At 63.3% G+C, this 10,121-nt stretch carries 9 protein-coding genes and 2 pseudogenes; 4 read left to right on the top strand and 7 right to left on the bottom strand.

Going from position 1 to position 10,121, the window contains the following annotated elements; translation table 11 throughout:
• From Q427_RS31485 to Q427_RS18440, 5 genes and pseudogenes are all read right to left on the bottom strand, one after another.
• Window positions 1-105, bottom strand: a 105-nt coding sequence (locus Q427_RS31485; RefSeq protein ID WP_155833616.1) for a biotin carboxylase N-terminal domain-containing protein, incomplete at its 3' end; no start/stop codon positions are given.
• A complete protein-coding gene (locus Q427_RS18460) occupies window positions 102-953 on the bottom strand; it encodes an enoyl-CoA hydratase/isomerase family protein (RefSeq protein WP_043516567.1) in 852 nt (283 codons plus the stop codon). The genes Q427_RS31485 and Q427_RS18460, both read right to left, overlap by 4 nt.
• Window positions 954-1,078: 125 nt before the next feature.
• A pseudogene (locus Q427_RS18455) lies at window positions 1,079-2,685 on the bottom strand (carboxyl transferase domain-containing protein).
• A gap of 538 nt (window positions 2,686-3,223) precedes the next feature.
• A pseudogene (locus Q427_RS30395) lies at window positions 3,224-4,392 on the bottom strand (isovaleryl-CoA dehydrogenase).
• Window positions 4,393-4,644: 252 nt separating this feature from the next.
• Window positions 4,645-5,583: a sodium-dependent bicarbonate transport family permease gene (locus tag Q427_RS18440; RefSeq protein WP_043516563.1), complete on the bottom strand. Its 939-nt coding sequence runs from the start codon at window positions 5,581-5,583 to the stop codon at window positions 4,645-4,647.
• Between the two features lie 191 nt (window positions 5,584-5,774).
• Between Q427_RS18440 and Q427_RS37050 the strand changes: the two genes are divergently transcribed.
• The 4 genes from Q427_RS37050 to idi all read left to right on the top strand — a co-directional run bounded on the left by Q427_RS37050 (window position 5,775) and on the right by idi (window position 8,844).
• Entirely contained in the window at window positions 5,775-5,936 is a 162-nt protein-coding gene (locus Q427_RS37050; RefSeq protein WP_442905529.1) for a LysR family transcriptional regulator, read from the top strand.
• Complete coding sequence (locus Q427_RS18435) at window positions 5,933-6,748, top strand: LysR substrate-binding domain-containing protein (RefSeq protein ID WP_442905528.1); 816 nt, start codon at window positions 5,933-5,935, stop codon at window positions 6,746-6,748. Before Q427_RS37050 ends, Q427_RS18435 begins: the two co-directional genes overlap by 4 nt.
• Before the next feature lie 292 nt (window positions 6,749-7,040).
• A complete protein-coding gene (locus Q427_RS18430) occupies window positions 7,041-8,189 on the top strand; it encodes a phytoene/squalene synthase family protein (protein WP_081786081.1) in 1,149 nt (382 codons plus the stop codon).
• A 70-nt stretch (window positions 8,190-8,259) separates the two neighbouring features.
• Window positions 8,260-8,844 carry an isopentenyl-diphosphate Delta-isomerase gene (gene idi / locus Q427_RS18425; RefSeq protein ID WP_197030732.1) on the top strand — a complete coding sequence of 195 codons (585 nt, stop codon included), beginning with the start codon at window positions 8,260-8,262 and terminating at the stop codon, window positions 8,842-8,844.
• Between the two features lie 48 nt (window positions 8,845-8,892).
• On the opposite strand, the gene Q427_RS18420 is transcribed toward idi, so the two are convergent.
• On the bottom strand, window positions 8,893-9,771 hold the full coding sequence (locus tag Q427_RS18420) for a substrate-binding domain-containing protein (protein ID WP_051496516.1): 879 nt from the start codon (window positions 9,769-9,771) through the stop codon (window positions 8,893-8,895).
• 17 nt (window positions 9,772-9,788) lie between these two features.
• Window positions 9,789-10,121 (bottom strand): ATP-binding cassette domain-containing protein (locus tag Q427_RS18415; protein ID WP_043516562.1); only part of this gene is annotated, 333 nt, incomplete at its 5' end.

Below are 10,121 nucleotides of genomic sequence, written 5' to 3'. Positions count from 1 at the left end.
GCCCATGGCGCGGGCGGTACGCATGACGCGGCAGGCGATCTCGCCGCGGTTGGCTACCAGCAGGGTGTCGAACTGGCGAGTACGGGTATGCGGTGTCTGGCTCATGAGCGTCGCTCCGTGTCGGCTGACGTCTTGGTTGAAGCGGCGGTGTCGTCGACCCAGGCGGGGCGGCGCTTCTCGAAGAAACTGGAAAGGCCTTCCTGACCCTCGGCGCTGACGCGTAGTTCAGCGATCACGTTGCAGGTGTGTTCGCGGGTGGCCTTGCTGTCGGGCTCCCGGGCCACCTCGAAGAGCAGCGCTTTGGTGGCGCGCTGGGCCTGGGGCGAGCCGCCGAGCAGGGTGCCGATCATGGCCTCGACGGCCTCGTCCAGCTCGTCGAGCCCCACGACCTGGTGGCTCAGGCTCAGGGTCAGGCTGGTGGCGGCATCCACCACTTCGGCGGAGAGGGCGAAGCGGCGCATCTGGCGCGGACCGATGGCACGCTGCACGTAGGGGCTGATCACCGCCGGCGAGAGGCCGATCTTTACCTCGGAAAGGCAGAACTTGGCCTTGTCGGAGGCGATGACGATGTCGCAGCAGGCGGCCAGGCCCACGGCGCCGCCGAAGGCGGCTCCCTGCACCCGGCAGATGGTGGGGCAGGGCAGGGTGTCGAGGCGGTGCATCAGCTGTGCCAGCTTGCGCGAGTCGGCCAGGTTGCCTTCGAAGTCGTACTCGACCATGCGCTTCATCCAGCCCAGGTCGGCCCCGGCGGAGAAGTTCTTGCCCTCGGAACCCAGTACCACCACGCGCACGTGGCCATGGTGGGCGTCGTCGTGGAGCCGCTCCAGGTGGGCGTTGAGCTCGGCGATCAGGCTGTCGTCGAAGGCGTTGTGCACCTCGGGACGATCGAGCGTGAGCCAGGCGACGCCGCGGTCGTCGATGGTCAGGCGGGAAAAGGTATCGTTTGATGACATGTCAGTACCCTTGATTCGTTTCTGTCGGGGTGCGGTTTGGCATTCCGGCTCTGCTGCGCGGCGGCTGTCGTCATGCTTTCGCCTCGAGGCCGCCGTCGCGAGCTAAAGCTACCTCTACAGAAACACTACATACGGAACACGCCGAACTTGGTTTCCTGCACCTCGGCATTCATCGCCGCGGCCAGTGACAGGCCCAGCACGTCGCGGGTCTGGGCCGGGTCGATGACGCGTCATCCCACAGCCGTGCACTGGCGTAGTAGGGGTGGCCCTGGTGCTCGTACTGGTCGCGGGTGGGGGTCTTGAAGGCTTCCTCCTCTTCCGCGGACCACTCGCGACCCTCGCGCTCGTGCTGGTCGCGCTTGACCTGGGCCAGCACGCCGGCGGCCTGTTCGCCGCCCATGACGGAGATGCGGGCGTTGGGCCACATGAACAGCAGGTTGGGGTCGTAGGCGCGGCCGCACATGCCGTAGTTGCCGGCGCCGAAGCTGCCGCCGATCAGCACGGTGTACTTGGGCACCTTGGCACAGGCCACCGCGGTGACCAGCTTGGCCCCGTGCTTGGCGATGCCTTCGTGCTCGTACTTGGAGCCGACCATGAAGCCGGTGATGTTCTGCAGGAATATCAGCGGGATCTTGCGCTGGGTGCAGAGTTCGATGAAGTGCGCGCCCTTGACCGCGGATTCCGAGAACAGCACCCCGTTGTTGGCGACGATGCCCACCGGGTAGCCGTGGATATGGGCGAAGCCGGTCACCAGGGTGTCGCCGTAGTAGCGCTTGAATTCATCGAAGTCGGAGTCGTCGACGATGCGCGCGATTACTTCACGCACGTCGTAGGGCTTCTTGAGGTCGGTGCCGACGATGCCGTAGATCTCGGCCGGGTCGAGCCGCGGCGGCTTGGGCTCCTGCATCTTCAGCTGGCCGCGCTTCTGCCAGTTGAGTCGTGACACGCAACCGCGCGCCAGCTGCAGGGCATGGGCATCGTTCTCGGCGTAGTGGTCGGCCACGCCGCTCACCTTGCAGTGCACGTCGGCGCCGCCCAGATCTTCGGCGCTGATGCTCTCGCCGGTGGCGGCCTTCACCAGCGGCGGGCCACCCAGGAAGATGGTGCCCTGCTCCTTGACGATGATCGACTCGTCGGCCATGGCCGGCACATAGGCGCCGCCGGCGGTGCAGGACCCCATGACCACGGCGATCTGCGGGATGCCTTCCGCGGAGAGGGTGGCCTGGTTGTAGAAGATGCGGCCGAAGTGGTCACGGTCGGGGAACACCTCGTCCTGGCTGGGCAGGTGGGCGCCGCCGGAGTCGACCAGGTAGATGCAGGGCAGGCGGTGCTTGCGGGCGATCTCCTGGGCGCGGATGTGCTTCTTCACCGTCATCGGGAAGTAGGTGCCGCCCTTGACCGTGGCGTCGTTGGCGACGATCACGCACTCCACCCCGGAGACGCGGCCGATGCCGGTGACCACGCCGGCGGCGGGAATCGGGCTTTCATAGGTGTTATGGGCCGCCAGCGCCGAGAACTCGAGGAAGGGCGAACCCTCGTCGAGCAGGTGGTCGATGCGGTCGCGCACGAACAGCTTGCCGCGGGACTCGTGCCGGGTGCGGGCCTTCTCGCCGCCACCCTGGCTGATGGCGGCGGTCAGCTCGCGAAGTTTCATGACCTCGTGGCGCATCGACGCCTCGTTGGCCTGGAAGACGTCGCTGCGTGGATTGATCTGGGTGTTCAGGATGCTCATGGAAAGATCCTTGCTGTTCGTCTTCGAAGCAGGGTAGTGCTTCGTGGGCGGTGCGTCTTTGGTGGTTCTGGTGGTGTTGCCAACCTTGGCAACACCACCGGGAGTCCTTCGGCCTCCAGTCGCGACGCAAAGCGGCGCTCCTACAGCTGTATTTTCCTGCCGCGTCAGGTGACAGCCTCCCTGTTGGAGCGCTGGTCCCCATCGCGACTGGCGCCGTCAGGCGCCTTGGCGGAGGCTCCGACGTTGGCGCTGTCGCCAGCCTTGGCAACACCGCCGGGAGCCCTTTGGCCTCCAGTCGCCGATGCGTCGGACCGGAGCTAAAGCTGCTCCTACAGTGCGGTAGTTGCCGACCTTGTTGGAGCGCCGCTCCGCGTCGCGACTGGCGCCGGCAGGCGCCTTGGCGGAGGCTTCGACGTTGGCGCTGTCGCCAGCCTTGGCAACACCGCCGGGAGTCCTTCGGCCTCCAGTCGCCGATGCGTCGGACCGGAGCTAAAGCTGCTCCTACAGTGCGGTAGTTGCCGACCGGAGGCTGCCACCATTACCTGGATTCGTTGAAGATCTCGCGGCCGATCAACATCCGGCGGATCTCGCTGGTGCCGGCGCCGATCTCGTAGAGCTTGGCGTCGCGCAGCAGGCGTCCGGTGGGGTACTCGTTGATGTAGCCGTTGCCGCCGAGCAGCTGAATCGAATCCAGCGCCACCTGGGTTGCCTTCTCGGCGCAGTAGAGAATCACGCCGGCGGCGTCCTTGCGGGACGTCTGGCCGCGGTCGCAGCCGGCGGCCACGGCGTAGAGATAGGCGCGGCAGGCGTTCAGGGTGGTGTACATGTCGGCGATCTTGCCCTGCACCAGCTGGAATTCGCCGATGGCCTGGTCGAACTGCTTACGCTCGTGGATGTAGGGCACCACGATGTCCATGGCCGCCTGCATGATGCCGATGGGGCCGGCGGCGAGCACGGTGCGCTCGTAGTCCAGGCCGCTCATCAGCACCTTGACGCCACGGTTGAGCTCGCCCAGCACGTTCTCGACGGGCACTTCACAGTCCTGGAACACCAGCTCGCAGGTGTTGGAGCCGCGCATACCCAGCTTGTCGAGTTTCTGGGCGGTGGTGAAGCCGGGCATGCCCTTCTCGATGATGAAGGCGGTAATGCCTTGGAGCCGGCTTCCGGGTCGGTCTTGGCGTAGACCACCAGCACATCGGCGTCGGGGCCGTTGGTGATCCACATCTTGTTGCCGTTGAGGACGAAGTGGTCGCCCTCCTTGCGTGCGCGCAGCTTCATGGAGACCACGTCGGAACCGGCGCCCGGCTCGGACATGGCCAGGGCACCGACATGCTCGCCGGTCATCAGCTTGGGCAGGTACTTGGCCTTCTGCTCGGCACTGGCATTGATCTTGAGCTGGTTGACGCAGAGGTTGGAGTGCGCGCCGTAGGAGAGACCCACCGAGGCGCTGGCCCGGGAGATCTCTTCCATGGCGATGCAGTGCGCCAGGTAGCCCATGCCGGTGCCGCCATCCTCTTCGGAGACGGTGATGCCCAGCAGCCCCATGTCGCCGAACTTCTGCCACAGGTCATTGGGGAACTCGTTCTTCTCGTCGATCTCGGCCGCACGGGGGGCGATCTCGTCGCGGGCAAAGGCGTTGACCTGATCGCGCAACATGTTCAGTTCATCGTCGAGGCCGAAGTCGAGGGGCTGGTAGGGCGTGAGCATTGGCGGAACTCCCATTGTCTGTCACGTGGTGCGGCTGTCAGGTAGTGCTGGGCGATCGGGTACAGATTCGCCTCGCATCTTGGAATGGTTACAAGACTAGGCCAGGTTGACGTTAACGTAAAGTGCGGGTTCGGGTGCTGCGACGAATGTCGAAGAAGCGAGGTGGCGAGAAGCGACGTAGTGGGAAAAAGACTGGCAGAAGAGCGGGGTCGGCGCCACCGACCTGGGGGTCGATGGCGCCTTTGGCTTCGATCAGCCCAGCCAGAGCGCCAGCTGGTGATAGATGGGGATGCCCACGATCACGTTCAGCGGGAAGGTAAAGCCTAGCGCTGCCAGCATGGCCAGGCCGATGTTGGCCTCGGGCACGGCGGTGCGCATGGCGGCCGGTGCTGCGATATAGGAGGCGCTGGCGGCGAGCGCCGTCAGGATCAGCAGGGAACCGCTGGGAAGGCCCAGGGCGAGGCCGACGGCCAGCCCGGCCATGGCCAGGATGAACGGTGCCACCAGGGCGAAGGTGAGCAGTCGCCAGTGAAACCAGGGGATGGGGCGCAGGGTTTCGGCTGCGGTCAGGCCCATCTGCAGCAGGAAGAGTGCCAGCACCGCATGGAAGGCACCCGTGAAGAGCTCGGTGACGTTTGCGCCTTCCATGGGGCCGTACATGGCGCCGATCACCGCGCCGCCGGCCAGCAGGATCACCCCGCGGTTGGTCAGTGTTTCATGCCAGATGCCTTGCAGCGCTTCGCCGGAGTCGCTGCCCTTGTGGCGCCGATAGAGCGCGATGGCCACCATGATCGCCGGCAGCTCCATCATCACCAGGTAGAGGGTGACCTCGGCGCCGATGGGCAGATTGCGCCCCTCGGCGAAGGCCAGCGCCACGGCGAAGGTGCCGGCGCTGACCGAGCCGTAGTGGGCGGCGATGCTGGCACTGTCGGCAGGCGAAAGGCGGACCAGGCGGCGTAGCACGGGCATCAATACGATAGGGATCAATGCGCCCAGGGCTGCAACCGCAAGAAGCTCCGGTAACAGCGACCAGCGCAGGTTGCCGTAGAGCGCCATGCCCCCCTTGAGGCCGATGGTCAGCATCAGCAGCAGGCTCAGTGTGTCGTAGGCTGCCTTGGGTATGTTCAGGTCGGATTTGACGATGCCGGCGAGAAGGCCGAGCAGAAAGAACATCACCACGATATCGGGCATGCGGGACTCTCGAATCGATGAGCGGAAGGAGCGCGGGCATTGTCTGCAAGGTAGTTCATAGATACCAATAAAAAAACAGTTATATCAGTATAGATTATTCTCTATAATGACTGCCATTCCGTGCTATTCATCTACCTGTTTATACGGGTAATCATCCATCCAGGCACAGGAGCGGGCTGCCCGAGCGAGCCATGAATGTACGTCATCTCACCTTTCGGCTACTGCAGGTCTATGTTGCCGTGGTGCGCAGCGGTTCCGTCAGCGATGCGGCTCGTCAGCTGCACCTGACCCAGCCCACGGTATCCCAGCAGCTCAAGCGCTTGAGCGAGGCAGTGGAGAGCCGCTGCTGGTGAGTCGCCGTGGTCGCCTTGAGACCACGGAAGCCGGCACCGAGCTCTACCGCGCCAGCCGCGAGGTGCTCGGACGTTTCGACGACTTCGAGGATTACCTGGTCGCACTGAGGGGCGGTGAGCGAGGGCGCTTCAGCATTGCCCTGGTCAACACGGCGCAGTACGTGCTGCCCCGGCTGCTGGGGCCGTACAGCCAGGTGTTTCCAGAGGTCGACGTGACGCTGCATATCGGCAATCGCCGCCAGATGCTGACACGCTTCGAGCGGCAGGATGACGACCTCTACGTCTTCAGTCATCCGCCGTCGCTGGCCCATGCCCTGGCCGGGCGCTTCCTGCGCAATCCACTGGTGGTGATCGCGCCGCGGGGCCATGCCCTGGCCACCCGGGAGCGTGTCGCCATGAGTGAACTGCTGAGGGAGCGTTTTCTACTGCGCGAACCGGGCTCTGCCACGCGAATGCTGTTCGAGAGCTGGCTGCAGGAGCAGGGGCTCTCGCTGGGCTCGAGCCTGCAGATGGCCAGCAACGAGGCCATTCGCGTGGGGGTGGCGTCTGGCATGGGGCTCGCGGTGCTCTCCGAGCATGTGCTGCCGCCGGAACACTCTGACCTTGTGATCCTGGCGGTGGATGGGCTGCCCATCGAGAGCCACTGGCAGTTCATCGTGCGCCGGGACAAACGACTGCCCCACGCGGCGCAAGGCTTTCTGCGCTTCGCTGCGGGACATCTCGACGAGTGCGTGGAGCCGCGCTTTCTGTGCAACGAGCTGGATGGGCTGTTGGGACGATTGGAGGTGGCGGGGGCGGCGTCTTCAGCGTGAACCAGGAGCCTGTCGGACTTGACCGATCGTTGCGAGAGATTCGGATTTCGAGACAAGTTTATCGATCTGATGAGGCGAATAGCCCGCTATTTCACGAATCAGATCGAATGAAATTGGCCGAAAGACCGGATCTCGTAGTAGATTAGCGTTAAGCCCGACAGGCTCCTGAACATCGGTACTCTCTCGTAAGCAAGCGTGATAGCCTGCATTTTCAGCCTGCCTGGAAGCAAAAATAAAGCAGGGAAAGATGGCCGGCCACGGTCAATAGTCACTTACGCATCGGTGTCCTGCCATGGCCCATTTCTCTTCGACGACTTCCAGAATTGCAGCGGAACAAGCCTACCAGGACAAGATCCTGCCCGGGGTATCACGCACCTTTGCCCTCACCATTCCCCAGCTCCCGGCCGAGCTGCGCAAGGTGGTGACCAATGCTTATCTGCTTTGCCGTATTGTGGACACCCTGGAGGATGAACCGTCGCTGTCTGCGTTTCAGAAGGTCACTTTCCATGAACGATTTCTGTCAGTGCTGAGAGGGGAGGAGACGGCTCAGAATTTCGCCAAGCAGGTCACGCCGCTACTCTCGGAAGCGACTTCACCGAATGAGCGAGAGTTGATGGCCAACACGGCATCGATCGTGGGTTGTACCCGCAGTCTCACCGCGTCACAGCAGCAGGTGCTGGTCAAATGTGTGAGCATCATGTGTCGGGGCATGGGTTGCTATCAGGGCCGTGCGAGTCTGGAGGGCTTGCATGATCTGGCCGAAGTGGACCGCTATTGCTATCACGTAGCAGGCGTCGTCGGTGAAATGCTCACCGAGCTATTCTGCCAGCATTCCGTCGAAATACACGAGAAACGTCCCGAGTTGCTGGCCTTGGCGCCTTCGTTCGGCGAAGGTCTGCAGCTTACCAATATTCTCAAGGACCTTTGGGACGATCGGCAGCATGGCGTCTGTTGGCTGCCGCGCAAGGAGTTTCAGGAGTTTGGTGTGGAATTGGCTAGCATGGCTCCGGTACGCAGAGACCAGGCATTCGCAGCGGCACTGCGCTACATGATCGGTATTGCGCATGCCCATTTACGTAACGCCTTTCGCTACACCCTGATGATTCCATCGAAGGAATCGGGTATCAAACGCTTCTGCTTATGGGCAATCGGCCTTGCCGTCCTCACACTCAGGCGGATAGATTCTCAGCCGACTTATCGCAGCGGCAGGCAGGTCAAGGTTTCACGTCGCATTGTTAAAGCCACCCTCGTCAGCACTAGTCTGACGGCACGCCATGACTGGATGCTCAAGCTGCTCTTCACCGGTGTGACCACCGGTTTGCCGCTCAGGCCATTTCCGGGACCGAACCCTGAACTGAGTGCCTGGGCTTCCGAGCCGTATCTTGGTGGCGATTTTCCGACGGCAAGTGGTGGTCGACTACAGCCCAATGGCGATCAGTAGGCAGATGTTCTGTCCAGTCGTCATTCAAGATCCCCGTTGCTCAGGAGGAGAGCTAAATGGAGGTTGACGATTGATTAACACAGGCGAAAGCGAGCGTGACGAGGCCGTTTCTTTCGATGATGAGGAGTTGATCCTGGTCGATGACCAGGACAGGGAACTGGGTCACTTGAGCAAAGTGGAGTGTCACGAAGGCGACGGTGTGCTGCATCGTGCCTTCTCGCTGTTTGTGTTCAATCATGACGGGGAGCTTCTTCTTCAACAGCGTGCCGCAGGCAAGCGCTTGTGGCCGCTGTTCTGGTCCAACAGCTGTTGCAGTCATCCACGCCGAGGCGAGCGGATGGAAGAGGCGGTTCACCGGCGACTATGGCAAGAGGTCGGCATCGAGGCAGAGCTCGACTACCTCTATAAGTTCCGCTATCAGGCTCGATACGATGCAGGCGGAGCCGAGCACGAGTTATGTTGGGTATATCTGGGGGTCAGTGACAAGGAGCCACGCCCCAACCGCCAGGAAATCGCCGAATGGTGCTGGATATCCCCCGCAAGGCTTGATGCCGAGTTGGTCTCGCGAGCGGAACGCTATACACCCTGGTTCAAGATGGAGTGGGAGCGATTACGGGGTGAATTTGCCGATGAGATGAAGCGATATAGCCGATGAAATCGGCGGTGGGTAATACTCCCTTGGTATTGATGCTTGCCGATTATTTCAATGGCATACCAGAAATTCAGCACGCGACTCGGGATCGGACGGTGCGAGGGCATCGTCGCTGTCGGATCGGGCACTGGGAAAGAATAGTGGCTGGCCGTCGACTGAAAACTCGGCGATGGCCTGCTGGCCTTCCTCGGAGAGCAGCCATCGGTGCCACTTGCTTGCTGGCGCATGCTTCAGGTGGGGGTGGCGCTCTGTCGAGAGCAGCACGCTGGCGTACGGGTTGAGCAGGGCTTCGTCGCCCTCGAAGAGCAGCACGAGCTCCTGGCGGTTGTCGAAGGCGGCCCAGGTGGCGCGATCGGTGAAAACGTAGGCATCCATGGCGGCGGCGGTATTCAGCGTCGGGCCCATCCCGCTGCCCAGGGCCCGATACCATGTACCCTGGGGGGCAATGGCGGCCGCACGCCACAGCTGTCGTTCGGCGCGGTGGGTGCCGCTGTCGTCGCCGCGTGAGGTGAAGGGTGTCTCGGCGGCGGCGATGGCTGCGAAGGCCTCAATTGCCGTATCGGCCGCGATGATTCCGGCCGGGTCCTGCCGGGGCCCACCACGCACGTAGTCATTGACCATGATCTCCGCTCGCTCGCTGGCATGCCCCTCGCAGATCAGCTCTGCCTCGCCGGCGGGGTCGTGCACCAGCAGGGCATCGGCATCGCCGCGGCGGGCGATGGCAAAGGCCTGGCCGGTTCCCACCGCCACTACCCGAACCGAGATGCCGGTGGCCTCGGTGAACGGCGGGATGATGGAGCGAAACAGTCCCGAGTTCTCGGTGGAGGTGGTGGAGGCGAGCACGATGTATCGCGCTTCAGCTCCGACCTGGGGTGCTGCCAGGAGATAGCCGAGGAGCAGTGTTGGGACGATTCGACGGTAGCGGAACATGGCCTGGTCGCCTCCCATCAGCCGAGCAGTTCACCGGAGAGGAAATCACGGGCGAGCTGGCTGCAGGGGGCGTGGAAGAACGCCTGGGCCGGGGTGTGCTCGATGATGCGACCCTCGTAGAGGAACACGATGTCGTCGGCCAGGCGGCGGGCCTGGTTGAGATCGTGGCTGGTCATCACGATGCGCGAGCCCTGGTCGTGAAAGGCGTGCACTGCATCCTCCACGGCTCGCATCGATGCCGGGTCCAGTGCCGACGTGGGTTCGTCGAGAAACAGTACGTCGGGCTCCAGCACCCAGGCCCGCGCCAGGGCCAGGCGCTGCTGCTCGCCGCCGGAGAGCACCCGGGCCGG

Source organism: Halomonas sp. BC04 (assembly GCF_000568385.1).
The sequence above is the reverse complement of the archived record's forward strand: the minus strand, read 5'-3'. Positions and strand labels throughout refer to the sequence as shown.

Bases quoted from the DNA above. Each gene is read 5' to 3' on its own strand.
- Q427_RS18460 (WP_043516567.1), bottom strand. From the start codon at position 953: ATGTCATCAAACGATACCTTTTCCCGCCTGACCATCGACGACCGCGGC.
- Q427_RS18440 (WP_043516563.1), bottom strand. From the start codon at position 5,583: ATGCCCGATATCGTGGTGATGTTCTTTCTGCTCGGCCTTCTCGCCGGC.
- Q427_RS37050 (WP_442905529.1), top strand. From the start codon at position 5,775: ATGAATGTACGTCATCTCACCTTTCGGCTACTGCAGGTCTATGTTGCC.
- Q427_RS18430 (WP_081786081.1), top strand. From the start codon at position 7,041: ATGGCCCATTTCTCTTCGACGACTTCCAGAATTGCAGCGGAACAAGCC.
- Q427_RS18420 (WP_051496516.1), bottom strand. From the start codon at position 9,771: ATGTTCCGCTACCGTCGAATCGTCCCAACACTGCTCCTCGGCTATCTC.